Source organism: Planktosalinus lacus, from assembly GCF_014640155.1.
Lineage (GTDB): Bacteria > Bacteroidota > Bacteroidia > Flavobacteriales > Flavobacteriaceae > Planktosalinus > Planktosalinus lacus.
In genome coordinates, this window is record NZ_BMGK01000009.1 from 61,819 (window position 1) to 87,292 (window position 25,474).

Here is a 25,474-nt window from a genome sequence, read left to right on the forward strand (position 1 = left end):
TATTAATCACCCATTGAATTTCGCAGCGCTTTTAAACAGTTTCTGTTTCTCGTTTTAATTGTTCCTAAGGGAATTTCAAGTTTTTTTGATGCTTCAGCTTGTGTAAACCCTTTAAAATATAGTAAATCAATTACTTTTATACATAAAGGTTCAAGTGCTTTTACAAATTTCCTTAACCCAATAGTGTCTGTTTTGGAGCTCAAATTATTATTATCTTCAAGGATATGTACGAAATTGTTGGCGTCTAAGTTTTTCTTTGAGTTTTTGTATGCTTTTGATCTTAATTTATCTATCGCAGCATTCCGGGCAATGTTTAAAATCCAGGTAAAAAATCTTCCCTTGGATGAATTGTATGAGTCTGCTTTTTCCCATATTTTAATAAATACATCTTGTAAAATTTCTTCTGCCAGGTGGGTGTCAAGAACTATATTATAGATAACTCCCATGGTACTTTCAGAATACATTTCATAAATGCGTGCAAACGCCTTTTGATCGCCTTGCTGTAATTGAAGAATTAATTGATCTGGTTGCATTCTTGGATTATGGTTCTGCTAAACTACAAAAAAGATTAATACTTTTATTTTAAAAATAAGTTTATAAAAACATTTTAAATCTTGTATAGGGTTAAAAATTCAAATTATCTATTTTTGCACCATGCAAAAAAACTTATTTTCTTCATTTCTGGAACAATTAACAGATGATTTCACACCAGTGGTTGCACCTAGAATATTTCAAGAGTCTTATATACCATTGGATTTGTCTTCTGAAAACAACACATTAAAGGATGTTGACATCTCATCTTCAAAAGCAATGGAGCAGTATATAAATGAGTTACTTGATGAGAGTAAGGCTCAAGTTGCTTATGGAGGCTATCTTGAAAAAAGAGCGATTTATGAACGTAGTTTGCACTTCAATAGACAAGACCCGAATACGGCAAGAAACATTCATCTGGGGGTTGATTTATGGATAGGTTCTGGCACAGATGTTTTGGCGGTTTTAGATGGAACAATCCACAGTTTTCAGGATAACACTAATTTTGGGGATTATGGACCCACAATAATTCTTAAACATCTTTTAGAAAACCACACTTTTTATACTCTGTACGGACATCTAAGCAGAGAATCTCTTGCCAGTTTAAAAGTTGGTGAATCTGTTAAAAAAGGTCAGGCGATTGCTCGATTAGGGTCAGCATTGCTGAATGGTGATTATGCACCTCATTTACATTTTCAGATTATCAAGGATTTACAAGGAAAAAAGGGAGATTATCCGGGAGTTTGCTCCAAGACTGATCTACAATATTTTTCAGAAAATTGCCCTGATCCAAATTTGCTTTTGAAGATTTATTTAAAGCTCTAGGGTTTTTTAAATTTCAAAATTTTTAATATTTCTATTAAATTTAAGTATGTATTAGTTTAACTCATTCCATTAAAATAATAGTAAATTTGTAATAAAAAAATCATAAAAAATGGAAAAGGCAAACTGGAAAACTGTTAAAGAGTACTCAGATATTACTTATAAAAAATCTAACGGTGTTGCTCGTATAGCATTCAACCGACCTGAGGTGCGCAACGCCTTTAGGCCAAAGACAACTTCAGAATTATTAGATGCTTTTCAGGATGCACAGGAAGATACCAGTATTGGAGTTGTGTTGTTATCAGCAGAAGGCCCTTCACCTAAAGACGGTGTCTATAGTTTTTGCAGTGGGGGTGATCAGAGTGCAAGAGGCCAACAGGGATATGTGGGGGAAGATGGTTACCACCGGTTAAATATTTTGGAGGTTCAACGATTGATACGGTTTATGCCAAAAGCTGTTATTGCTGTAGTTCCAGGATGGGCCGTTGGAGGCGGACACAGTTTACATGTAGTATGTGATATGACTTTGGCAAGTAAAGAACATGCAATTTTTAAACAAACCGATGCCGATGTAACAAGTTTTGATGGTGGGTATGGGTCTGCTTATCTTGCCAAAATGGTGGGTCAAAAGAAAGCACGTGAAATTTTCTTTTTAGGAAGAAACTATTCTGCACAAGAGGCTTTTGAAATGGGAATGGTTAACGCTGTTATTCCTCACAATGATTTAGAAGATACTGCCTATCAATGGGCTCAGGAAATTTTAGCAAAATCTCCCATTTCAATAAAGATGCTAAAATTTGCCATGAACTTAACTGATGATGGTATGGTGGGACAACAGGTTTTTGCAGGTGAGGCAACACGTTTGGCCTATATGACCGATGAAGCTAAGGAGGGGAGAGATGCCTTCTTAGAAAAAAGAAAGCCCAATTTTGATAAAAAATGGTTGCCTTAATCTTAAAATTAAGCTGACTCTGAAAGTACCTTAGTTTTTATAACCGGATTTTGTTTTGTTTGAACAGCTTTTGTTTTTTTGAGTTGTTTTTCTTTTTCTAGAGACTCCCTGATTTGTTTTATTGTTTTGGTCCTGCCATCGTGACTCCATCCCGGAGGTCCAAAGCAATACATGAATTTATGGCGCCAATTTTTGGACTTTTTCATATCTGCCCATATGTTTTTGTATTCATGTGATAAAATCGTCCAAATATTAAAGGAATTTGGTGGACTTGTAACTCCATATTCTATGTCAATAGTTTCATCTAATTCTTTCCACGTACCAAACATTCTGTCAAATATATTTAAGATCCCACCGTGGTTTTTATCCATGTATTCAATATTTTTTGCGTGATGTACCTGGTGCATTGTGTGAGTATTGATAAACTTTTCTAAAAAACCCAGTTTAGGAACGTATTTGGTATGTAATTGAAACTGCCAAAGTGATTCAATTCCAATGCATACCAAAAGCATTTCGGGTGGAAACCCTAACATTACAATCCACACATAAAAGAACGGTTTGTAGATTATGGTAAACCAACCATTCCTGACGGCGGTCCCTAAATTGAAGTTATCAGATGAATGATGAACGATATGTGCCGCCCAGAAAAATCTAACCATATGATTTTGCCTGTGAAACCAATAATATGCAAAATCATCTAAGAGCATACACGCAATCCATACATACCAAACATAGCCAAATGATTGCCAACCAAAAATATTAGTTCTTACACCATCAACCACAGGATTAAAAAGCTCATAGGCTACAGTGAAAATTAATATTGCGGCAACGGTTTTAGTAAGTGCTGCGATGACAGCTGAACCAGTACCAATAGAAAGACTTGAAACCAAATCTTTCCATTTGTATAGATTTTTGTCACCAAAATTTTTACTGTAAGAAAGTTCCAATAAAATGAGTGCCAAAAAGACCGGCACGCCATAGACTAATGGATTTGTAAAGTCCATGAAATTATAATTAAAGGGTTTGTATTGTTAAAATTTGAAGTTTCTAATATAGAGATTAAAAACCTAAAACAATAAATTTAATAGTTTTTAGATTAATTTAAACTCAGAATTTTTTTATTTCACTTTTTTATAAAAAAATTAACTTTTGTAAGCATCTGAATGAACAGTTGTTACGGCTCTTCCACTAGGGTCATTTAGATTTTTAAAACTTGCATCCCATTCCAATGCTACCGGACTACTACAGGCAACAGAAGGGACAGAGGGTACACTTAATGCAGCTGCATCACTTGGAAAGTGTTCTTGAAATAGTGTTCGATAGAAAAACTCTTCTTTGGATACAGGGGTTTGGATTGGAAATTTAAAATGAGCATTTGCCAATTGTTCATCTGTCACAGATTCATTCACAAGCTGTTTTAAGGTATCAATCCAGCTATAACCAACTCCATCGCTAAATTGTTCTTTTTGTCTCCAAGTAACACTTTCAGGCAGCAAGTCTTCAAAAGCTTTTCTTAGAATCCATTTTTCCATTCGCTCACCATTTATCATTTTGTCATTGGGATTTATCCGCATTGCAATATCCACAAACTCTTTATCCAAAAAAGGAACACGACCTTCGATTCCCCAGGCAGCCAATGATTTATTAGCTCTCAAACAATCGTATTGATGCAACTTGTCAAGTTTTCGTACAGTTTCCTTGTGAAATTCTTCTGCATTTGGTGCTTTATGAAAATAGAGGTAGCCACCAAAAATTTCATCGCTTCCTTCACCTGATAGCACCATTTTAATTCCCATAGCCTTAATGGCTCTAGCCATAAGATACATTGGTGTAGAGGCTCTTATAGTTGTAACATCATAGGTTTCAAGATGATAAATTACCTCTTTTAAGGCATCAATACCTTCCTGAATAGTAAATTTAATCTCATGATGAACAGTTCCTAAATGTTCAGCTACTTTTTGAGCAGCAGCCAAGTCTGGAGACCCTTCAAGCCCTACGGCAAATGAGTGTAACTGTGGCCACCATGCTTTTTCTTTATCTTCGGTTTCAATGCGTTTATCAGAAAACTTTTTTGCGATGGCTGATGTGATAGATGAGTCAAGCCCTCCCGATAATAACACACCATAGGGAACATCACTCATCAATTGTCGGTGAACAGCATCTTCTAAGGCCTTTCTTAGTGCATCTATATCAGTTTTATTATCTTTTACATTTTCATACTCCACCCAATCACGTTCATACCATTTAATTAATTCTCCATTTTTGCTGTGTAAATAATGACCGGGCGGGAAAAGTTCAATTTTTGAACAAATTCCCTCAAGCGCTTTTAGTTCGGAAGCGACATAGAATGTTCCATTTTTATCCCAACCAATGTATAAAGGAATGATGCCCATATGGTCACGGGCTATAAAATACTCGTCTTTTACAGTGTCATAGAGAGCAAAACCAAAGATACCATTTAACTCATCGAGAAACGATACTCCTTTTTCTTGATAAAGTGCTATGATAACTTCACAATCAGAGTGTGTTTGAAAATTATATTTATCTTGAAATTGCTTTCGCAAGTTTTTATGATTATAAATTTCTCCGTTTGCAGCCAGTACAAATCTTTTATTTTCACTGAAAAGGGGTTGTTTCCCGGAAGTTGGATCAACTATCGCAAGCCGCTCATGAGCCATTATTGTATTTTTATTATTAAATATCCCACTCCAATCAGGTCCACGGTGGCGAATACTTTTAGACATTTCCAGCAATTGTGGCCTTAATGATTCCGCCGATTCTTTCAGTTCAAAAGCACAAACAATTCCACACATAATTTTGTTCTTTAGGTTAAAAAAAAAGCCCGTCAATGAACTTGACAGGCTAATAGCTTCTTGACAAGTTTTATTGTTAAGTTTTGAAATTATTATTTACTTTGATAACTATCATTTTTTGGGGATATTTATTGCAAAAACTGATAAATTATTGAATTATTTTACTTAAAAGTGAATGTTTCATTTAAAAGCAGATTTAAACCAATGAAGGATATTTAGCAGGATTCACTTCACTCATTATAGCATAGACTTTTTCAAAAATGTCTTCAACTGAAGGTTTTGAGAAATAATCACCATCAGTCCCATATGCCGGCCTGTGAGCTTTTGCAGTAAGTGTTTGAGGTTTACTGTCTAGGTGCACATATGCATTTTGTTCATCAATGATATGCTGTAATATAAAAGCAGAAGCTCCTCCCGGTACATCTTCATCGATCACTAAGAGGCGGTTGGTTTTAGCAATGCTTTTTACGATATCGTGATTTAAATCAAACGGTAACAATGATTGTACATCTATAATTTCAACAGAAATTCCAACTTCCATTAGGTCGTTAGCAGCTTCTTCTATCAACCTAAGAGTTGATCCGTATGAAACTAATGTAATGTCTTCCCCTTCTTTGATTGTTTCAACCACCCCAAGTGGAGTTTTTAATTCGCCAAGGTTATTGGGCATTTTTTCTTTGAGACGGTATCCATTCAGGCACTCTACAATTAAACCGGGTTCATCTGAAGCAAGTAAAGTGTTGTAGAAACCGGCGGCTTTGGTCATATTTCTTGGAACGAGCACGTGAATTCCTCTCACAAGGTGAATAATTCCTCCCATTGGTGAGCCACTATGCCAAATTCCTTCGAGTCGGTGACCACGAGTTCTAATGATTAAGGGCGCTTTTTGTTTTCCAAATGTTCTGTATTGTATGGTTGCCAAATCATCACTGATAATTTGTAAAGCATATAAAAGGTAATCTAGATATTGAATTTCCGCAATGGGTCTTAAACCTCTCAGAGCCATTCCAATTCCTTGTCCTAAAATTGTAGCTTCTCTGATTCCTGCATCAGCAACTCTTAGTTTGCCATATTTTTCTTGCATTCCTTCAAGTCCCTGGTTTACGTCACCAATGTTTCCACTATCTTCACCAAATATGAGTGATTGAGGGTATTTTTCAAAAATTTTGTCAAAATTATCCCTGATAATGATACGGGCATCCACTTCTTTAGCATCTAGATCATATGTTGCCTTTACTTCAGAAACCGCAATTGCATTTTCTGCAGATTCACTGTAAAGGTGTTTGCTGTATTTAGGTTGGATTTTTTCGTAATATGTTTGTATCCAGTTAACCAATCCAACTTTGGCTTTTGAGTTTTCGGAAACAACATATTTCAACGCCTTTCGAGCAGTTGAAAGGATTTCTTTTCTGATAGGCTCTTTTAGGGCTTCTAACTCTTCTTTAAGTTTATTCAGGAAGTTCTTGTTACTACTTTCAGCACTTAGCTTATTCAAAATAGCAATCAGCTCACCTTGTTCTTCTTTTTGTGGTGCAACAAATGCCTTCCAGGCTGCAGCTTTTCCTTCTCTCACTTCTTTTTTGATAGCTTTTTCAAGATCAGAAAGTTCCTCTTCTGTTGAAATGTTATTTGAGATCATCCATTCTCTCATTTTTAGGTTGCAGTCGTGTTCTGCTTCCCACTGGAGTCTGTCAGCATTTTTGTAACGCTCATGTGATCCTGAAGTTGAGTGTCCTTGGGGTTGTGTTAATTCAACAACATGGATAAGTACAGGAACATGTTCTTCTCGAGCAATGTGTGCAGCTTTTTGGTAGGCTTCAATCAAAGCAGGGTAGTCCCAACCAAGCACTTTAATAATCTCATAACCATTATCATTTTCATCTCTTTGAAAACCCTTTAGAATTTCAGATATGTTTTCTTTTGTAGTCTGATATTTTGCGTGTACGGAAATACCATATTCATCATCCCAAATACTCATGACCATTGGCACCTGCAAAACACCGGCAGCGTTTATTGTTTCCCAAAACAATCCTTCACTGGTACTTGCATTTCCAATGGTGCCCCATGCGATTTCATTACCCTTGTCAGAAAAGTTTGTTAATTGCTGTGTTTCAGACACATTTCTGAAGATTTTAGATGCTTGTGCAAGCCCTAAAAGTCTGGGCATTTGCCCCGCTGTAGGTGAAATGTCAGGGCTGGAGTTTTTTTGTTCAGTTAAATTTTTCCAACTTCCATCTTCGTTTAGACTATGAGTGGAAAAGTGACCTCCCATTTGTCTTCCTGCGGCCATTGGTTCTTGTTCTAATTCGGTATGACCATATAAACCTGCAAAAAACTGTTGGATGGTCATTTCGTTTATTGCCATCATAAAGGTTTGATCACGGTAGTAACCTGAACGCCAATCACCATTTTTAAATGCCTTGGCCCATGCAAGCTGTGGAACTTCTTTTCCGTCACCAAAAATTCCAAATTTTGCTTTTCCAGTAAGCACTTCACGTCTTCCTAAGAGACTGCATTCTCTACTGGTAACTGCAATTTTATAATCATTAAGCACTTCGGCTTTAAATTCTTCAAAAGAGATATCCTCTTTGGTTTGTGGCTTGCTCTGCATAGTAATCTTTTTATGTTTTGCAAAAGTAACGAAAACGAAGGGGTTTTGCAATTGATAGGATGTGAATGAAATCTAATTAACTGAACAATAACATTTAGGGTGTTTAAATTATTTTTTAATCAAGGTATTGTTGAACAATTTCAAAATGCGTTTATATTCATCTGTCCAACTGCTTGGCTCTACAAAACCATGATCTTCTGCTGGATAGACTGCCATTTCCCAATTGTCTTTTTCAAGTTCAATAAGTCTTTGAACCAATCTAACAACATCCTGAAAATGAACATTGACATCTACCATTCCGTGTGCAATCAATAAGTGTCCTTTTAATCCTTCTATAAAATAAATAGGAGAGGAACGACGGTAAGCGATTGGGTCATTGTAAGGTTCGTTAAGAATATTTGAAGTGTATCCGTGATTGTAGTGTGCCCAGTCTGTGACTGATCGAAGAGCAGCGCCACTTTTAAAAGTTTCACTTTCATTAAACAAGCCCATTAGTGTTATGAATCCACCATAACTACCTCCGTAAATACCAATTCTATCAGGATCTATATTAAATTCTTCAACCAAATAGCCGGCTCCATCTACCTGGTCAGAAAGGTCTTTGCCGCCCATATGTCTATAAATGGCAGTTCGCCAGTCTCTTCCATACCCTGCACTTCCACGATAATCAATATCTAAAACAGTATAGCCTAAATCTGTCAATAGGTTGTGGAACATATACTCTCTAAAATATGAAGACCACCATTTATGGACATTTTGGAGATAACCTGCTCCATGTACAAAAATTACTGCAGCTCCATTTTTTACTTCAGGAGCGGGGGTATACAATCTAGCAGGTACTTGCACGTCATCAGATGCTGAAAAATTAATTAATTTAGGCTTCCTCCAATTATACTCTTTAAACTCATCAGATTGCCCGGAAGTTATAGGAGTTTCTTTAACATTGGCGATGTTGGGTTTATAATATAATTCCCAGGGCCGGTTACTATAGGAATGTCTGATTGCCAAAAATTTTTCATCGGGAGATAAACTCACTTCATTATTTCCTATGAGTGTGGTTAATTTTTCCATTTTACCACCCATCAAAGGCATTTTATAAAAGTGACGTTCACCTGGATGCACTTCAGAAGTGGTGAGATACCAATGCTTTTTGTCATTAGAAATAAAAGGGTCAAATACTTCAAATTTACCTGAAGTTAAAGCTTTTTTTCTGCCATTTGTGACATCCTGAATATATAAATGAGAATAGCCTGTTGCTTCAGATTGATAATAAATGTGTTTATTGTCTGGAAGCCAACCTAAAGTTCCGCCGCCCATGGACCAACCAATTCCCGGGCCGGCAATCCAGGCTTCATCTCTCTGACGATCCAATGTTTCAAGATAACCTGATTCTAAATCAAGTTTTGTAATCCAACGATCTTTGTTGTCTTTTGAACGCACGTTTACAATAGCGTGGGAACCATTGTCAGAAAAATAGGCTCTTGAAAAATTGACTTCCCGAATTTTTTCTTCCCATTCCTTTTCAGGATAGTCTTTTACATAATCGGGTAAGTCTTTTATACCCGGTAAATCGTCTTGACTTACAAAATACACCGTATCTTTTTCAACACTATAGATTGCTAATTCAATTTGAGCGTTGTTGTCTCCAACTTTTGACCTTGTATTTAAATCTTTTGTATAACCAGAAGCATCTATAAAATCTGGAACTATAGTAGGGTCTGAATTATTTGAAACGTAAAGGTTGAATGTGATATATTTTTGATTGGGAGAAACAACCATATTTATCAACCTTTTTTTGTCAAGGAAAAATTCAAAAGATGATTTTTCACTAGTCATATTTCGGTAGTTTTCTGAGTTTTCCTTTTTTTCTTCGCGTTGATTTATCACCTCAAGTAATGAAAGATTGTCATCTTTCAGCCATTTGTTTTTATCAGAAAATTCTTTGTTTTGTTCCTTTGGTGCTTCGCCTGATTTAATATTGGTTAGTTTTTTTACAGTTCCGTTTTCAAGATTATAAGTGAAGGCATTGTTTTCGTATTGAAACGCAATAATCTTGTCGTTTTGAAGAAAAACAGCATTGCTTATGTTTCCCGGAAGTTGTATCAGGTCTGTGATTTTTTGAGTGCTGATAGAATACAGTTTCAACGTATTATCTTTGCTATACACTTTTTGTGATTTATTGCTGTTGTAGCTTCCGCCAAAAGGCACTAATTTATTTTTATCTTTCCAGTTTACTTTTTCAATTTTACTGGGATTGCTAATCGCAACTCTATAAAGAGAATCATCAGGGTCGTTATCAAGATTATAATTAAAATAAATAAATGCACTTTGATCATCCCATTTAATATCTGTTGGAAATGTACCCATCCACTTAGGGTCTTGCATTATTTTTTCTACGGAAAGCGTTGAAGTTTGTGCGGTTGCCAGAATTCCTGCCAAGAGGAAAAAGACATTGAAAAGCAATCTTTTTGTCATATTTGAATGGTGTTAGTTTAATGATTTTACGAAACTACACTTTTTTAAATAAATAGAACTGTAGCATTTCGAATCTAATGAACCGATTTAAAGCTGAATAAATGTTTGAAAATTAAAAATTTAATACTAATTTTGCACTCCTTTTTGCAACGGATGAAAATGGAAAGGGATTTTTATTAAACCAAATAGTAACACTTCTATATTTTAGTTGCTTAAAATTTTCAAAGAAGTATAGAATACAAATTAATTAATCAGCAATGGCTGAAGAAACAAAAAAAGAAGAAGTAAACGTAGAAGAAACTACTGCTACTCAAGAAACCAAAAAGGAGGTTTCTGTTAAAGAAGCAAATCCTGAGAAATTTTTAGAAGACTTCAACTGGCACAATTATGAAGAGGGAATCGAAGTAATTGATGACAAGAAGCTGGAAGAATTTGAAAAATTAGTTGCCGAAAATTTTGTTGACACGCTAGATGACGAAGTTGTAGAAGGTGTTGTTGTGCATATGACAGACCGCGATGCAATTATTGACATCAATGCAAAAAGTGAAGGTGTAATCTCTTTAAACGAGTTTCGTTACAACCCTGACTTAAAAGTTGGTGACAAAGTTGAAGTTTTAATCGATGTTCGTGAAGACAGTACAGGTCAACTTGTTTTATCTCATAGAAAAGCGAGAACTATCAAAGCCTGGGATCGTGTAAACGAAGCTCACGATAAAGGTACCATCGTAAACGGTTATGTAAAATGCAGAACCAAGGGGGGTATGATCGTTGACGTGTTTGGCATTGAAGCTTTCTTGCCGGGCTCACAAATTGATGTTAAGCCTATCCGTGATTATGATGCCTATGTAGGTAAAACAATGGAATTTAAAGTTGTAAAAATCAACCACGAATTTAAAAACGTTGTTGTTTCTCATAAAGCGCTTATTGAAGCAGATATTGAAGAACAGAAGAAAGAGATTATTGGTCAATTAGAAAAGGGACAAGTACTTGAAGGTGTTGTGAAAAACATTACTTCATATGGTGTTTTTGTTGACCTTGGAGGTGTTGACGGATTAGTTCACATCACAGATCTTTCTTGGAGCAGAATCAATCATCCAAATGAAATCGTAGAATTAGATCAAACATTGAATGTTGTAATTCTTGATTTTGATGAAGATAAAACAAGAATCCAATTAGGTCTTAAACAATTAAACCCACATCCGTGGGAAGCGTTGAGTTCTGATCTTAAAATTGGTGATAAAGTAAAAGGAAAAGTAGTTGTTATTGCAGACTATGGTGCTTTTATTGAAGTTGCTGATGGTGTGGAAGGATTAATTCACGTAAGTGAAATGTCTTGGTCAACTCACTTAAGAAGTGCTCAGGATTTTGTGAATGTTGGAGATGAAGTTGAAGCAGTGATTCTTACTTTAGATAGAGAAGAACGCAAAATGTCACTTGGAATTAAGCAATTAACTCCAGACCCATGGACAGATATTACCAGTAAATTCCCTGTAGGTTCAAGACACAAAGGTGTTGTGAAAAACTTCACAAACTTTGGAGTTTTTGTTGAACTTGAAGAAGGAATTGATGGATTAATTTATATCTCTGACCTTTCCTGGACCAAGAAAATCAAGCATCCAAGTGAGTTTACCAATGTGGGTGATACGCTTGAGGTGGTTGTACTTGAACTGGACGTTGAAGGACGTAAGTTGAGCTTAGGTCACAAACAAACTGAGGAAAACCCTTGGGATAAATATGAAGCCGAATTTGCATTAGGAACTAAACATACTGCTAAAGTTACTGAACTAGTTGACAAAGGTGCAACAGTTGAGTTTAATGAAGATGTAGTAGCTTTTGTTCCGGCACGTCACCTAGAAAAAGAAGACGGAAGCAAATTAGGAAAAGGTGAAGAAGCAGAATTCCAGATTATTGAGTTCAACAAAGAATTCAAGAGAGTTGTGGCTTCTCACACTGTAATTTTCAGAGAAGAAGAAGCAAAAATCTTAAAAGAAGCTGTGAAAAAGCAAGCAGATACTGCTGCTGAATCTAAGCCGACTTTAGGTGACGCTAATGAAAAATTACAAGCATTGAAAGATCAAATGGACAGTAAAAAATAATTACTGAACTAGATATAATTATAAAAAAGACTGTCTGTAAGGCAGTCTTTTTTTATTTCAATAATATAAGATTTGAAAATATCGGTTGATTTTTTTTGTGTACTTTTGCTTAAGACAAATCCACTACCTTCATGAGTCAAAAAGTGTTGCTTAACGAAACTGAAGTTCATATTGCTCTTCATCGCTTAGCTTGCCACCTTATTGAAAATCATGACACCTTTCACAACACAGTTTTAATAGGTTTGCAACCCAGGGGGGCTTATTTGGCCAACCGTTTAAAGTCAATTCTTGTAAACGATTATAAAATTAAAAATATAGATTTGGGGTATTTGGATATAACGTTTTTTAGAGATGATTTCAGAAGAGGAGGAAAGCCACTTGAGGCCAATAAAACTCAAATAGATTTTCTAGTAGAAGATAAAAAAGTTATTTTAATAGATGATGTTTTGTACACAGGAAGAAGTATACGCGCTGCATTGACTGCCATACAATCGTTTGGAAGGCCTTCAGGTATTGAATTGCTCACATTGATTGACAGAAGGTTCAGCCGTCATTTACCCATTCAACCCGATTACAGAGGAAGACAGGTTGACGCAATTAATGAAGAGAAAGTGAAAGTGTGCTGGAAAGAAAATGAAGGGGAGGATGCTGTTTATTTGGTAAGTTAGAAATTAGAAGTTAAAAGCACAACTCAAAACCCGAAACTATAAACATTAAAAAAATGAGTGAGTTAAGTGTCAAACACTTATTAGGAATCAAATATCTCACACAGGCAGATATACACCTTATATTTGAAACGGCAGATCATTTTAAAGAAGTCATCAACCGATCGATTAAAAAGGTTCCTTCCTTAAGAGATATCACCATTGCCAATTTATTTTTTGAAAACAGCACCCGAACTCGACTTTCTTTTGAACTTGCTGAAAAGCGCCTTTCTGCTGACGTGGTTAACTTTTCTGCATCATCATCATCTGTTAAAAAAGGAGAGACCCTTATCGACACGGTAAATAATATCCTTTCGATGAAAGTTGATATGGTGGTGATGCGTCATCCTAATCCGGGAGCAGGAGTGTTTTTATCACAACACATTAACGCCAGCATCATCAATGCCGGCGATGGTGCTCACGAGCATCCAACCCAAGCATTATTAGATTGTTACTCAATAAGAGAAAAGTTAGGCGATGTAGCCGGAAAAAAAGTGGTCATCGTAGGTGATATCCTGCATTCACGTGTAGCATTATCCAATATTTTTGCCCTACAATTACTTGGAGCTAAAGTGAAGGTATGCGGGCCTAAAACTCTTATTCCTAAATATATAGAAAAATTAGGTGTAGAAGTGGAAGGCAATCTACAGGAAGCCCTTGAGTGGTGTGATGTGGCCAATATGTTACGTGTACAAAACGAACGTATGGATATCAGTTATTTTCCATCTATAAGAGAATATTCTCAACAATATGGTGTAAACAAAACCCTGCTTGATTCTCTTAAAAATGAGATTGTAATTATGCATCCAGGACCCATAAACCGAGGAGTTGAAATTACCAGTGATGTAGCTGATTCAAAGCAATCCATCATCCTACATCAAGTAGAGAATGGAGTAGCTATTAGAATGGCTGTCATTTATTTATTGGCTTCAAAAATAAAACACCATGAAAGTTAACAAACATAAAAATTTTCAACTGATTGAAGACGAAAAAGATAATGTAGCCGAATTTGGTGCATTTCTAGAATATATCATTCCCAAAGAATTTTCAAGTGAAAATGTAGTGATAGACCTGTTGAAATACAATCAAATGACTTTACCCGAGTTGCTTAACTTTTTGATAGTTTCAAATAAACACCGCGCTACCAAAAAGTCATTTGTGATTATCAATGATGCCATCGATCCTGATGTTATTCCTGAAGAACTTATTGTTGTTCCGACACTTCAAGAAGCTAAAGATGTTATTGATTTGGAAGAAATTGAACGGGATTTGGGGTTTTAACATTTAAACTATTAAATTTTCTATGGAAAAAACTTTTTTTCTACTCGCTTGACAAAATATTTATGATACTCACCATCCTCGGCTGCCATTCCGCTACGCCAAAGACCTTTCACAATCCCACTTCACAGTTGCTTGAAGTGAAAGGCCATCTGTTTTTGATTGACTGTGGTGAAGGCACTCAAGTGGCCTTGAGAAAATCCAAAGTAAAGTTTGCCCGAATCAAACACATTTTTATTTCCCACCTGCACGGCGATCATTTTTATGGCTTGATTGGGTTGATTTCCACCTTTACACTTTTAGGCCGCGAAGCCGATTTAAATATTTACGGACCCAAAGGCATTAAAGAAATTATCACTTTGCAACTCAAATTGAGCAAATCGTGGACAAACTACAGCCTCTTATTTCACGAATTAGACAGTAAAATTTCTGAAAAGTTATTTGAAGATGAAAAAGTTGAAGTTTTCACAATACCCTTAGATCACAGGGTTTATACCAATGGATACTTGTTTAAGGAAAAAACGGGTGAGCGAAAACTTAACCCTAAAGCAGCTATTGAAGCAAACATTGACAAAAGCTATTTCAGAAAATTAAAAATGGGTGAGGATGTAGTCAATGAAAAGGGACAATTAATACCAAATCAACAAGTAACTTTCCCCCCTGAGCCTCCAAAAAGTTATGCATTTTGTAGTGATACAGCATTTAAACCTGAAATATCCCCTCAAATTGAGGGTGTCACGGCACTGTATCACGAAGCTACATTTCTGGAAGAACACCTTCATTTGTGTGAAAAAACGAAGCACAGCACAGCAAAACAAGCGGCAACCATAGCCCGTGATGCCGGTGTGGAACAATTAATTTTAGGTCATTTTTCAACAAGATATGACGACCTCAACCTTTTTCTTGAAGAAGCAAAAGAAGTTTTTGAAGAAACTTCGTTGGCAGCAGACTACAAAGTGTTTGAAATTTAAGTGAATCTTTACATTCACTTGTTTTAATTTCCTTCAATTTCACGTAAATTGCATTTCATTTCAATAGTATGCAAAACGATTTAAGCCATTACCGCAAAATTTATGAGAAGAAGGCACTACTGGAGTCTACAGTAGATACAAATCCGTTACAACAATTTAGGACCTGGTTTTATGAGGCTGAGCATTATGGAGGTGCAGATGAGCCCAATGCTATGACTATTTCCACTTTGGGACTTGATGGTTTTCCAAAAAGCAGACTGGTTTTGCTAAAAAAATACAACGAAGAAGGATTTATTTTTTATACAAATTATGTGAGCGAAAAAGGGAAAGCCATTTTGGCCTATCCAAAAGTATGTCTTTCTTTTTTTTGGCCAAGTCTGGAACGACAAGTCATAATAAAAGGAATAGCCGAAAAAGTTTCAGAAATTGATTCTGAAAATTATTTTCATTCACGTCCACGTGGAAGCCAGTTGGGAGCCTTAGTTTCAAATCAAAGCAACGTGATCAACTCACGTGATGAATTGGAAAAACAGCTTATAGAGCTTGAAATAAAATTCAAGTCCTCAGAAATTCCAAAACCAAAAAATTGGGGTGGATTTTTAGTTAGACCCCAATCTATTGAGTTTTGGCAAGGAAGACCCAACAGGCTTCATGACCGAATCAGATATACACTTACTGATGATCTGGATTGGAAAATTGAACGATTAGCACCTTAAAATTTTACTAACTAATTGGTTTCCGCTTTCGCGGAAATAAGAAGGATGAAAACACTGTATATTACAAGGCATGCAAAGTCATCTTGGGCAGAAAATGTAGATGACCACAAACGACCGCTCAATTCAAGAGGTAAACTTGACATTATAACCATGTCAAATTTTATAACGTCCAATTATAAAAAACCAGACATTATAAAAACCAGTGATGCCAATAGGGCGCTTACAACTGCTCAACAGTTCAAAAAGAATTTTAACCTTCCCGACTCTAAGTTTGAAATTGACCCTTCAATGTATGATTTTACGGGTGAGCGGGTAGTCAGAGCCATTGAAAACACACCAAATGATGTTAATATATTAATGGTGTTTGGTCATAATTATGGATTGACTCATTTGGTCAACAAGTTAGGAAATGAATTTATTGATAATTTACCAACCTGTGGTTTTGTACAAATTGATTTTGATACAGATAGTTGGAAAAACTTATCTCAAGGAAGAACCAAGTCTATGGTATTTCCAAAACACTTAAAATAATGACAAAAAACTACGATCACTATATAAACAGAGAATTAAGCTGGTTACAATTTAATGCAAGGGTACTTCAAGAGGCTGAAGATGAAAGCGTTCCTCTGGCTGAGCGTTTACGCTTCTTAGGAATATTTTCAAACAATTTGGACGAGTTTTTCAAAGTGCGTTACGCTACAATCAAACGCATTGACCTTGCTGGTAAAACAGGAAAAAGTGAATTGGGAGGAACAAGAGCCAAGGATTTGCTTGATCAGATAACACAAATTGTGATCGCTCAGCAAGCTGAAAGTCTTGAGATTATAAGTACAATTCAAAATGAATTAAGGGCTCACGGGGTTTATGTTATAAATGAAAGTGAAATTACAGAAACCCAAAGTGAATATATAAAAGATTTTTTTATTCAAAAGGTGAGACCTGCTTTGATGACTATCATACTCAATGAAGTACACGAGTTTCCGGTGCTTAAGGATAGTGCTGCTTATTTAGTAGTCAAAATGATTATGAAAAAAGAAGATACTGTTTTTAGCTCCAAGGAAGTATATTCACTCATTGAAATTCCTAAGTCTATAGAACGATTTGTAGTGTTACCTCAGGAAGGAAATAAACACTTCATAATTTTGCTTGATGATTTGATAAGACATTGTTTGCATTATATTTTCAATATTTTCAATTATGAAAGTTTGCAAGCTCATATGATAAAAATCACCCGAGATGCAGAGTTGGATATTGACAGTGATTTAAGTAAAAGTTTTCTTGAAAAATTGTCTGAAAGTGTAAAAGACCGGAGAATAGGTGATCCTGTCCGCTTTGTTTACGATAAGCAAATCGATGAAGAAACTTTGGATTTTTTATTAAAAAAAATGGGGATTGAGGACACAGACAGTATTATTCCAGGAGGAAGATATCACAACAGAAGAGATTATATGAACTTTCCTGATGTGGGAATTAAGCATTTGTTTTATGAAAAACATCAACCGCTGCCGGTTCCAGGTTTAGTTTTGCAAGGGAGTGTGCTTGAAAAAATAGCAAAAAAGGATTATTTACTTTATGCTCCATATCAATCGTTTGCATACCTTATCAAGTTTTTACGTGAAGCTGCACTTGATCCAAAAGTAAAAAGTATAAAAATAACAATTTACAGGCTTGCTGAAATATCAAACATAGCCAGTTCAATTATTAACGCAAAGAAAAACGGAAAAGACGTTACTGTTCAAATAGAGCTTCAGGCACGTTTTGATGAAGAAGCTAATATTAGTTATGCTGAACAGATGCAGTATGAAGGGGTGAAAGTTATTTTTGGAGTGCCAGGTTTAAAAGTGCACTGTAAAGCATGTGTAATTGACCGAATTGAAAAAGGAAAAGTAGTTAGGTATGGTTTTGTAAGTACAGGAAATTTCAACGAGTCCACTGCTAAGGTGTATACAGACTACACTCTTTTCACATCCAATCAAAAAATATTAAAAGAGGTAAATAAAGTTTTTGATTTTTTTCAGGTTAATTATAAAGTAAAAAAATACAGACACTTGATAGTTTCTCCTCATTATACTCGTAATGCTATATACGCACTGATTCAAACAGAAATTGAAAATGCTAAAAAAGGAAACCCAAACGGGATTCAACTCAAATTAAATAGTCTTTCTGACTATGCAATGATTGATAAGTTATATGAGGCTAGTAAAGCTGGTGTAAAAATAAAAATGATAATAAGAGGAATTTGTTGTTTAATTCCGGGAATTGAAGGGATGAGTGAAAATATTGAAGTAATCAGCATCGTAGATAAATTTTTAGAACACCCCAGATTATATATTTTTGAAAATGGAGGCATGCCAAAATACTATATTTCATCTGCAGATTTTATGTCCAGAAACCTTGATACACGTGTTGAAATAGCGTGTCCAATTTATGATAAAGATATACAGCAAGAACTTCAGGATACATTTGATATATGCTGGAAAGATAATGTAAAAGCTCGGGTTATTTCCAAAAAACAAGACAATGCATACAAAAAAAACAACCTACCTAAAGTGCGTTCTCAAGTCGAAACTTATGATTATTATTTAAAAAAACTTGATATAAACCTTTAAAGCATATTCAGATATGAAAATTCAAAAATATGGGGCAATCGATATTGGTTCAAATGCTGTGAGGCTACTCATAGCAACCATCATTGAACGCGAAAATCAACAAACCATATTTAAGAAAACTTCATTGGTGAGAGTTCCAATTCGTCTGGGAGAGGATGTTTTTCAGCACAAAAATATTACTGAAGTTAATACACAGCGACTGATAGACACAATCAATGCATTCAAGCTGTTAATGAACTCCCACAAAGTTGTTAAATACCGTGCCTGCGCTACATCAGCTATGCGAGAGGCAGAAAATGGAAAACCTATTGCTGAAACCATTCGAAAAAAAACAGGTGTTTCAATCCAAATTATTGATGGAAATGATGAAGCCGCAATTATAGCTTCTACTGATATCAAAGATTTAATTATGGTTGATAAAACATTTTTATATGTCGATGTGGGAGGTGGGAGTACCGAGTTTACAATTTTTTCAAACGGTAATACCATCACATCAAAGTCTTTTAAACTTGGTACTGTCAGGTTACTCAATAATATGGTATCAGATACTATATGGAATGAAGTAGAGGAGTGGATTAAGCAAGAAACAAAAAACTATTCAAAAGTTTCTGTAATTGGTTCGGGAGGAAATATTAACAGCATATTTAAGCAAAGTGGAAAAGCTTCAGGTAAATCACTATCTTATATTTATTTAGCTAATTATTTTGAACTGATTCAAAATTATTCATATGAAGAACGTGTGGTTGAAATGGATATGAATCCTGATCGAGCCGATGTCATCATTCATGCCACTAGAATATATCTTTCAGCAATGAAATGGAGCAAAGCCCGAAAAATTTATGTGCCTAAAATAGGACTATCTGACGGAATTATAAAAAGTCTCTATAAAGAAGAAGTTGCTAAAAATTTTGAAGTGGAAGTGTGATTTAGGAATCCTTTTTTGAAAACAATAGTCCCAAAGGAATCAGCACCAATAAAAATAAAAACTTACCGGTGACCAGGCCATAAATGGTAATCAAAGCAGCGATTACCATTAATATATAGATTAATACTGTTTTTGACATTTTTTGTTTAACCGTGAATGTGTTCTTTTTTCCCCAGATTGCTCATAATTTCAGCTTCATAAACGAGTAAATCCTGCCATTTTTGATTGACTTCTTCCAAATTACCATATTTTCTTGCAAAACCTAAAAACATTGTATAGTGATTGGCTTCAGAAACCATTAATTTTCGGTAAAATTCTTTTAACTCTTCATCGTTTATTTGTTCAGAAAGCAATCTGAACCGTTCACAGCTTCTAGCTTCAATTAAAGCTGCATATAGCAGTCGATGCACTAACTGCGTTGTCCTGCTACCTCCTTTCGGGAAAAATTGATGAAGTTTAATGACATATTCATCCTTTCGGTCGCGGCCCAGCGTCCAGCCCCTCGCTTTAATTCTGTCGTGGACCATTTTAAAGTGACTGATTTCTTCTTTTACCAAAGCTACCATTTCGTCTACTAGCCCAGAATATTCAGGAAATGATACAATGAGAGAAATAGCGGTAGAAGCTGCTTTTTGTTCACAATATGCGTGATCTGTTAATATTTCTTCAATATTTTTTTCAACTATTTTGATCCAGCGAGGGTCAGTAGGTAATTTTAATCCAAGCATCATTTATTGTATTTAGATAAAACCAATGTTACACATCCAAATCGAACGTTTTTTTGAGGGTTTCTATTACAGGATATTTTTCTTTTAATTTTTCATACTTCTCCCGTGCTGTATAAACATAATTTTTTTGATGATTTTCATTCACTTCAATAATTAACTGAAGATTATGGTTATTGAGCTTTTTTGAAAGAAAATTGAGAAGATATTGTTGTGAGCGCTCCAATTCCACTTTGATGGTTTCGTTTGGGTATGAAACGTGAATATTGTTTTCTTCTACTGTGGGAAGCACCATATCAAGGTGTGAAGCAACGATATGCTCTCCCTTTTTTTCCAGTATTCGTGCGTATTCTTTCCAGGCAATTTGTAAATCGGTTTCAGAAAATTGATCTTCGGGAAGTTGTTCCTGGACGACTTTTTTTCCTTTTAATTGTTCCTGTAAATGTTTTTTTTGCTGAATGCTTTTTAGCGAAAGTGCAGAAATACGTTGTGCATTCCGCTCTGGAATGGAGTTTTTAGGCGTTTCGGGTGTAGATGATTCTTCAGATATGTTTTCTGATTCAGCAACAGCTATATTTTTACTTTGTTGTGTTTTTTCATCATCAACTGAATACTGTTTGGGTTCAGTTTTATTTTCTTGAGATTTAACTGGTTTTGATGGAGTTACTCTAGTTTGAGGTGGCTGAATGTAGCGTTTTAGCTTTTTTTTTTCATCAGTATATGTGATGGAAGCCAGTTGCATTAGGCATAATTCTACAAGAAGTCGCTGATTCTTACTTGTTTTATATTTTAAATCACAATCGTTAGCAATTTCAAGTGCTTTCTGTAAAAACTCACTGCTAGCCTTTTGTGATTGTTCAAAATAGCTGGTTTTTATTTGTTCACCAACTTCTAATAGTGTAATTGTAGATTGATGTTTGCAAACCAGTAAATCTCTGAAGTGAGAGGCTAGTCCTGAGATAAAATGATGCCCATCAAAACCCTTTGCAAGAATTGCATCAAACAAAACCAAAGAACCCGGAATGTCATTATTTAGCAGAAAGTCTGTTGTTTCAAAATAGGTTGTGTAATCAAGGACATTTAAATTTTCGGTAACAGCTTGCCTTGTAAGATTTTTTCCGGAAAAGCTTACAACACGATCAAAAATTGAAAGAGCATCTCTTAGAGCGCCATCAGCTTTTTGAGCGATTATATGTAAAGCATCGTCCTCTGCATCAATGTTTTCGACTTGTGCAATTTCTGCTAAATGATTTTTAATATCAGTAACAGTGATTCGTTTGAAATCAAAAATTTGGCAACGCGATAAAATGGTGGGAATTATTTTGTGTTTTTCAGTAGTAGCCAAAATAAATATTGCGTGATTTGGTGGTTCTTCAAGCGTTTTCAAAAAAGCATTAAAGGCAGCCTGAGACAGCATATGCACCTCATCAATGATATAGACTTTATATTTTCCTGTTTGTGGGGGAATGCGCACCTGATCTGTCAAATTCCGGATATCATCAACAGAATTGTTTGATGCGGCATCCAATTCAAAAATATTGAATGCAAAATCTTCGTTTAAATTTTCGGTACTCTCTTGATTGATTCTTTTTGCCAGGATACGTGCACAAGTAGTTTTCCCAACACCTCTGGGTCCTGTGAATAACAATGCCTGGGCAAGGTGGTTGTTTGCTATGGCATTTTCAAGCGTATTTGTAATAGCTTGTTGACCCACTACACTTTTAAAAGTGGTGGGGCGATATTTTCGGGCAGATACTATAAAATGTTCCATAGGAATTGTACGTAAAGCAAATATACAGATTGTTCTAATTTCCTTGGAATCTATCTTTCACTTTTTCTGAATAGATATTAACAACTATGTTGTAAATTTGCAAGATACAAGCCGTCTTATCGCTCCGGATCAAATTCGGGGAGGAAAGTCCGGGCACCACAGAGTAGCATAGCGGGTAACTCCCGTCGTTCTCGCCTTAGGCGGGAAAAGGACAAGTGCAACAGAAAGAATGTACAGGTAATGCTGTAGTGAAATCAGGTAAACTCTATGCGGTGAAATGCCATGTAAACCGGTGCTTGAGGGTTGCTCGCCCGATACCGGAGGGTAGGCAGATTGAATTAAACAGCAATGTTTAATCTAGATAAATGATAAGAGTTAAGTTTAGCTTAATACAGAACCCGGCTTACAGGCTTGTATCATAAAAAAAGTCCCGTTAGACACACAGTGCTCTTTACGGGATTTTTTTAGATAAAATAGTTATTTTATTTCTCATCAATTGAGCAGCTGCCGGCAGCACATCCAAATCCAAACAGCCCCATAAGAGTAATATAACTCCCCAGTAGGATTCCAAAAAATTGATTGTCCATGATTGTGTGAATTAATAAGACCACACCAATTGCTAGGTAAATTAACCGTGTTATATTCCAGTTTTTAGTAAGATTTTCAATCATTGTAGTTTATTGTTTAAAGACCTCCAGGATCCTGCATTGTGAACACTGGCATAGCCTTTTGATTTTAGAATGTTTTTAGCGTTACCGCTTCGCATACCCGATGCACAACAAAGAATATAAGTTTTTTGCTTGTCGCTTAAAATGTTTTTATTATTGTTAATGTTGTTTAAAGGAATGTTTTTAGAGCCTTTGATGTGCCCAGACGTAAACTCTTCTTTTGTTCTCACATCAATAATAACGGCTCCTTGTTGTACCATGCCCTTATAGTCGATTTTGGGACCAATTCCAAAAAGTGATTTGAATAATTGAATCATAAATTAGTCTATTTGAGATTGGTAATAATTTATGTCTAACCAGGAACCGCCATTAATGCATTCCAAACCTTGGGTTTTAAGGTATTGTGATGCAACACCGCTTCTGTTACCTGATGCACAACATAAAACCAAAGGTTTGTTCATAGATTTGATTTCTTCAATTCTGGATTGAATTTCTTGTAAAGGAATATTTATTGATCCGGCAACGTGGCCGCCTCTAAATTCCTCAAACGTTCTAACATCAATGATTTTAGCATTGTTGTTTATAAAGGTTTCTATTGTCATTGTATTTGTAATTAATTTGGAACAAAAATAGAACCGCTGTTAACTTTCCACAGTTACTTTTGTTACAAAAAAAAATCAAGGTTTTTAATATTGAATGATATTTGAATTAAGATTGAAAGAAACTAAATACAGATCCTCCATACCTTCTTGATTCAATAAAATTAGACAGCTTACTCAAATCAGTATGTTTGGAATGTTCTATTATTATAAAACCTTCTTCATTTAAAAGATTGTTTTTAAAAATCAATTGTGGAATTTGTTCAAAATGTTCAACTTCAAAGCTATAAGGAGGGTCTGCAAAAATCACATCAAAAGTCTGATTTGATTTTTCTAAAAAGGAAAAGACATCTGCTTTTATAGCTGTAATTTCAAAATCAAGTTCGTCACTAATTTTTTTAATAAACTGTACACATCCATAATCAGCGTCTATGGCAGTAATATGCTTGTTTCCTCGTGATGCAAATTCAAAACTGATATTTCCTGTTCCGGCAAAAAGATCTAAAAATGTAATTTCACTAAATGAAATTCGATTGTTTAGAATATTAAACAACGCTTCTTTTGCAAAATCTGTTGTAGGTCTTACCGGTAGTTTTTTTGGAGCAATGAGCCGCTTGCCTTTGAATTTTCCTGAAATAATTCTCATTATACACGGGTTAATTTTGTATTTGTTTCATTTTCTATTGAAACATTTCTAATGTATTTATAGGCTAATTTGAAAAAGTCATCTTCCTCAGTGACTTGACCACTGAGGGAAAGAATAAACTCTTCCGGATTTAACTCTAGTTGTTCAGCTACAAAAAGGGTGTAGTATAGAAAGTCTTCAGGCGCATTGTACAAAAATGTATTGAAAAGAAGGATGTTTTTGCCTTGGGTTACCAAAAGGTTCATCTCTTTATTATAAAGGTGAACAAACATTTTTTTTGAATTACCAAATCGTTCTTCATTGAGTCTTTTTTCTATAAACTTGGTAGAGAAATGAAAAAAAGTAAAGGTGCCATAACGGTCAAAAAAGTAGTTGTTTATGTTAGCAAAAGGGACATACACATTTATTATATCATAATTATCTATTTCATCAAAGTCAACATAATCTGATGGAAATATTTTTGAATTGAATTTTAAGAAAACTTCGGGTTGTGTTTTATCAAATAATGGTTTTGGAACCAGTGTTGATAGGTTGTTTTGATGAATTATTGTCAATTCATTGATCTCTATATTAAGCTCAGTGTTAGAACTAAAAATTGTTTGTATCTCGCCTAAAACTTCTTCAGGTGATAGTGGAGATTCAAATATTATGTTTTTTTCAAATTCTACAGATTTATCTTCGTCATTTTGCAATAAAAAAGAAAGTCCATTCAGGCTTACCTGAACGGACATTCTTAAGTTTGAATTAGTATTTAAAAATTTATTGTTCTCCGGCTTTATCATATTGTTTTGGCCAGTTTCCATTGGTATTTACGTCTTCCATTGAGCCAACAATAATGTGAGAACCGTTAACACCGTCAACAGAAACCGTTTGTTTTTCTTGAATTATTAAATCCCTGTTAAGTCCGTTTAAGATTTCGTCTTTGCTTGCCTTCGCTTCAAATACTGCAATTTTTTTCTCATTTCTTAAAATGAAACCTGCATCAAGTGAAATGTTTACTTCATTATCTCTTACGGTTACTTTATCCATGCTTTTGTAACTTTCTGAATTTTTAAAGAGGGAATCTTTAACAGGAACAAAAGATAAGGTATCAATAATTATATCTTCAATATAATATCCGCCTTCCTGAGGGTCAAGGCCAAAAGCTCTGTTACGTTCTACATCAGCATAACTGGTATCTCTTCTTTGCGTAATTGCAAACTGTGCGGTATCAATAAACTGAACAAGAGAATCAAAGTTTCCGGTAAATTTTCCTTCAATTTCAAGGTAAGCGAGTTCTGCTGTTCTGATATCTTTTAAAACATCAATTACTTTAGCATAGCGTTTTTGCTTTTCTTCGTTGAATTTTGTGGGTTCATAAACAGAATTAAAAAGCTTATATCCAAGAAAGATAATAATTATCCAGAGAACAAGTTGAATTAAAAGTTTCATTATTGAAATCGATTTTCGTTTAACGTAAAAGGTATATCGCAAATCTACAATTTTTTTTCAATCACAAAAGTATAATCTTTAAAAATCGTTTTAATTGTAATATTTCATAATCATACATTAACTTAGCCGTG

At 35.1% G+C, this 25,474-nt stretch carries 25 protein-coding genes and 1 other RNA gene; 12 read left to right on the forward strand and 14 right to left on the reverse strand.

What is annotated here, in order from left to right; genetic code table 11:
* Nucleotides 1-2 precede the first annotated feature (2 nt).
* Nucleotides 3-533 (reverse strand): RNA polymerase sigma factor, encoded by a 531-nt coding sequence (locus tag IEV69_RS11155; protein WP_188442476.1) that lies wholly within the window; start codon nt 531-533, stop codon nt 3-5.
* A 121-nt stretch (nt 534-654) separates the two neighbouring features.
* Between IEV69_RS11155 and IEV69_RS11160 the strand changes: the two genes are divergently transcribed.
* Nucleotides 655-1,356: a peptidoglycan DD-metalloendopeptidase family protein gene (locus tag IEV69_RS11160; protein WP_188442478.1), complete on the forward strand. Its 702-nt coding sequence runs from the start codon at nt 655-657 to the stop codon at nt 1,354-1,356.
* 109 nt (nt 1,357-1,465) lie between these two features.
* On the forward strand, nt 1,466-2,305 hold the full coding sequence (locus tag IEV69_RS11165) for a 1,4-dihydroxy-2-naphthoyl-CoA synthase (protein ID WP_188442481.1): 840 nt from the start codon (nt 1,466-1,468) through the stop codon (nt 2,303-2,305).
* An 8-nt stretch (nt 2,306-2,313) separates the two neighbouring features.
* Here the strand turns inward: IEV69_RS11165 and IEV69_RS11170 are convergent, their stop codons facing one another.
* The 4 genes from IEV69_RS11170 to IEV69_RS11185 all read right to left on the reverse strand — a co-directional run bounded on the left by IEV69_RS11170 (nt 2,314) and on the right by IEV69_RS11185 (nt 10,204).
* On the reverse strand, nt 2,314-3,309 hold the full coding sequence (locus IEV69_RS11170) for a sterol desaturase family protein (protein WP_188442483.1): 996 nt from the start codon (nt 3,307-3,309) through the stop codon (nt 2,314-2,316).
* A 138-nt stretch (nt 3,310-3,447) separates the two neighbouring features.
* Entirely contained in the window at nt 3,448-5,118 is a 1,671-nt protein-coding gene (gene asnB, locus IEV69_RS11175) for an asparagine synthase B (RefSeq protein ID WP_188442485.1), read from the reverse strand.
* A gap of 196 nt (nt 5,119-5,314) precedes the next feature.
* Complete coding sequence (locus tag IEV69_RS11180) at nt 5,315-7,729, reverse strand: alpha-ketoacid dehydrogenase subunit alpha/beta (RefSeq protein WP_188442487.1); 2,415 nt, start codon at nt 7,727-7,729, stop codon at nt 5,315-5,317.
* 108 nt (nt 7,730-7,837) lie between these two features.
* Nucleotides 7,838-10,204, reverse strand: coding sequence for a S9 family peptidase (locus IEV69_RS11185; protein WP_188442490.1), 2,367 nt, complete (start codon nt 10,202-10,204; stop codon nt 7,838-7,840).
* Between the two features lie 257 nt (nt 10,205-10,461).
* Here IEV69_RS11185 and rpsA point away from each other — a divergent pair, with 257 nt between their 5' ends.
* The 9 genes from rpsA to IEV69_RS11230 all read left to right on the forward strand — a co-directional run bounded on the left by rpsA (nt 10,462) and on the right by IEV69_RS11230 (nt 19,503).
* Nucleotides 10,462-12,300 (forward strand): 30S ribosomal protein S1, encoded by a 1,839-nt coding sequence (rpsA, locus tag IEV69_RS11190; RefSeq protein ID WP_188442492.1) that lies wholly within the window; start codon nt 10,462-10,464, stop codon nt 12,298-12,300.
* 131 nt (nt 12,301-12,431) lie between these two features.
* Entirely contained in the window at nt 12,432-12,968 is a 537-nt protein-coding gene (gene pyrR / locus IEV69_RS11195) for a bifunctional pyr operon transcriptional regulator/uracil phosphoribosyltransferase PyrR (RefSeq protein WP_188442494.1), read from the forward strand.
* A gap of 53 nt (nt 12,969-13,021) precedes the next feature.
* On the forward strand, nt 13,022-13,960 hold the full coding sequence (locus tag IEV69_RS11200; protein ID WP_188442496.1) for an aspartate carbamoyltransferase catalytic subunit: 939 nt from the start codon (nt 13,022-13,024) through the stop codon (nt 13,958-13,960).
* Nucleotides 13,950-14,285, forward strand: a complete 336-nt coding sequence (locus IEV69_RS11205; RefSeq protein ID WP_188442498.1) for a ribonuclease Z — start codon at nt 13,950-13,952, stop codon at nt 14,283-14,285. The genes IEV69_RS11200 and IEV69_RS11205 overlap by 11 nt, the downstream gene beginning before the upstream one ends.
* 62 nt (nt 14,286-14,347) lie before the next feature.
* Complete coding sequence (locus IEV69_RS11210) at nt 14,348-15,253, forward strand: ribonuclease Z (RefSeq protein WP_188442500.1); 906 nt, start codon at nt 14,348-14,350, stop codon at nt 15,251-15,253.
* 68 nt (nt 15,254-15,321) lie between these two features.
* The gene (gene pdxH / locus IEV69_RS11215; RefSeq protein ID WP_188442502.1) at nt 15,322-15,969 is read left to right on the forward strand and encodes a pyridoxamine 5'-phosphate oxidase; all 648 of its coding nucleotides are present in this window, start codon (nt 15,322-15,324) and stop codon (nt 15,967-15,969) included.
* Between the two features lie 45 nt (nt 15,970-16,014).
* The gene (locus tag IEV69_RS11220; RefSeq protein ID WP_188442504.1) at nt 16,015-16,500 is read left to right on the forward strand and encodes a SixA phosphatase family protein; all 486 of its coding nucleotides are present in this window, start codon (nt 16,015-16,017) and stop codon (nt 16,498-16,500) included.
* Nucleotides 16,500-18,578 carry a polyphosphate kinase 1 gene (ppk1, locus tag IEV69_RS11225; protein ID WP_188442505.1) on the forward strand — a complete coding sequence of 693 codons (2,079 nt, stop codon included), beginning with the start codon at nt 16,500-16,502 and terminating at the stop codon, nt 18,576-18,578. The genes IEV69_RS11220 and ppk1 overlap by 1 nt, the downstream gene beginning before the upstream one ends.
* Before the next feature lie 13 nt (nt 18,579-18,591).
* Nucleotides 18,592-19,503 carry a Ppx/GppA phosphatase family protein gene (locus tag IEV69_RS11230; RefSeq protein WP_188442506.1) on the forward strand — a complete coding sequence of 304 codons (912 nt, stop codon included), beginning with the start codon at nt 18,592-18,594 and terminating at the stop codon, nt 19,501-19,503.
* Between the two features lies 1 nt (nt 19,504).
* Here IEV69_RS11230 and IEV69_RS11235 read toward each other — a convergent pair whose 3' ends face one another.
* From IEV69_RS11235 to IEV69_RS11245, 3 genes are read right to left on the reverse strand one after another with little or no spacing between them, the layout of a single operon-like run.
* Nucleotides 19,505-19,642, reverse strand: coding sequence for a hypothetical protein (locus tag IEV69_RS11235; RefSeq protein WP_188442507.1), 138 nt, complete (start codon nt 19,640-19,642; stop codon nt 19,505-19,507).
* A gap of 7 nt (nt 19,643-19,649) precedes the next feature.
* The gene (locus tag IEV69_RS11240) at nt 19,650-20,231 is read right to left on the reverse strand and encodes a MiaE family protein (RefSeq protein ID WP_188442623.1); all 582 of its coding nucleotides are present in this window, start codon (nt 20,229-20,231) and stop codon (nt 19,650-19,652) included.
* A gap of 28 nt (nt 20,232-20,259) precedes the next feature.
* Nucleotides 20,260-21,999, reverse strand: a complete 1,740-nt coding sequence (locus IEV69_RS11245) for a DNA polymerase III subunit gamma/tau (protein ID WP_188442508.1) — start codon at nt 21,997-21,999, stop codon at nt 20,260-20,262.
* Between the two features lie 103 nt (nt 22,000-22,102).
* On the opposite strand from IEV69_RS11245, the gene rnpB reads away from it, so the two are divergent.
* Nucleotides 22,103-22,421: RNase P RNA component class A (rnpB, locus tag IEV69_RS11250), an RNA gene on the forward strand.
* 60 nt (nt 22,422-22,481) lie between these two features.
* Here the strand turns inward: rnpB and IEV69_RS11255 are convergent.
* The 6 genes from IEV69_RS11255 to IEV69_RS11280 all read right to left on the reverse strand — a co-directional run bounded on the left by IEV69_RS11255 (nt 22,482) and on the right by IEV69_RS11280 (nt 25,343).
* On the reverse strand, nt 22,482-22,670 hold the full coding sequence (locus IEV69_RS11255; protein WP_188442509.1) for a hypothetical protein: 189 nt from the start codon (nt 22,668-22,670) through the stop codon (nt 22,482-22,484).
* Complete coding sequence (locus IEV69_RS11260; RefSeq protein ID WP_188442511.1) at nt 22,667-22,984, reverse strand: rhodanese-like domain-containing protein; 318 nt, start codon at nt 22,982-22,984, stop codon at nt 22,667-22,669. Before IEV69_RS11260 ends, IEV69_RS11255 begins: the two co-directional genes overlap by 4 nt.
* Nucleotides 22,985-22,987: 3 nt before the next feature.
* The gene (locus tag IEV69_RS11265) at nt 22,988-23,269 is read right to left on the reverse strand and encodes a rhodanese-like domain-containing protein (RefSeq protein ID WP_188442513.1); all 282 of its coding nucleotides are present in this window, start codon (nt 23,267-23,269) and stop codon (nt 22,988-22,990) included.
* A 106-nt stretch (nt 23,270-23,375) separates the two neighbouring features.
* Nucleotides 23,376-23,912: a 16S rRNA (guanine(966)-N(2))-methyltransferase RsmD gene (rsmD, locus tag IEV69_RS11270; RefSeq protein ID WP_188442515.1), complete on the reverse strand. Its 537-nt coding sequence runs from the start codon at nt 23,910-23,912 to the stop codon at nt 23,376-23,378.
* Nucleotides 23,912-24,694: a DUF3822 family protein gene (locus tag IEV69_RS11275; RefSeq protein ID WP_188442517.1), complete on the reverse strand. Its 783-nt coding sequence runs from the start codon at nt 24,692-24,694 to the stop codon at nt 23,912-23,914. Before IEV69_RS11275 ends, rsmD begins: the two co-directional genes overlap by 1 nt.
* Nucleotides 24,672-25,343, reverse strand: a complete 672-nt coding sequence (locus tag IEV69_RS11280) for a hypothetical protein (protein ID WP_188442519.1) — start codon at nt 25,341-25,343, stop codon at nt 24,672-24,674. Before IEV69_RS11280 ends, IEV69_RS11275 begins: the two co-directional genes overlap by 23 nt.
* Between the last annotated feature and the right edge of the window lie 131 nt (nt 25,344-25,474).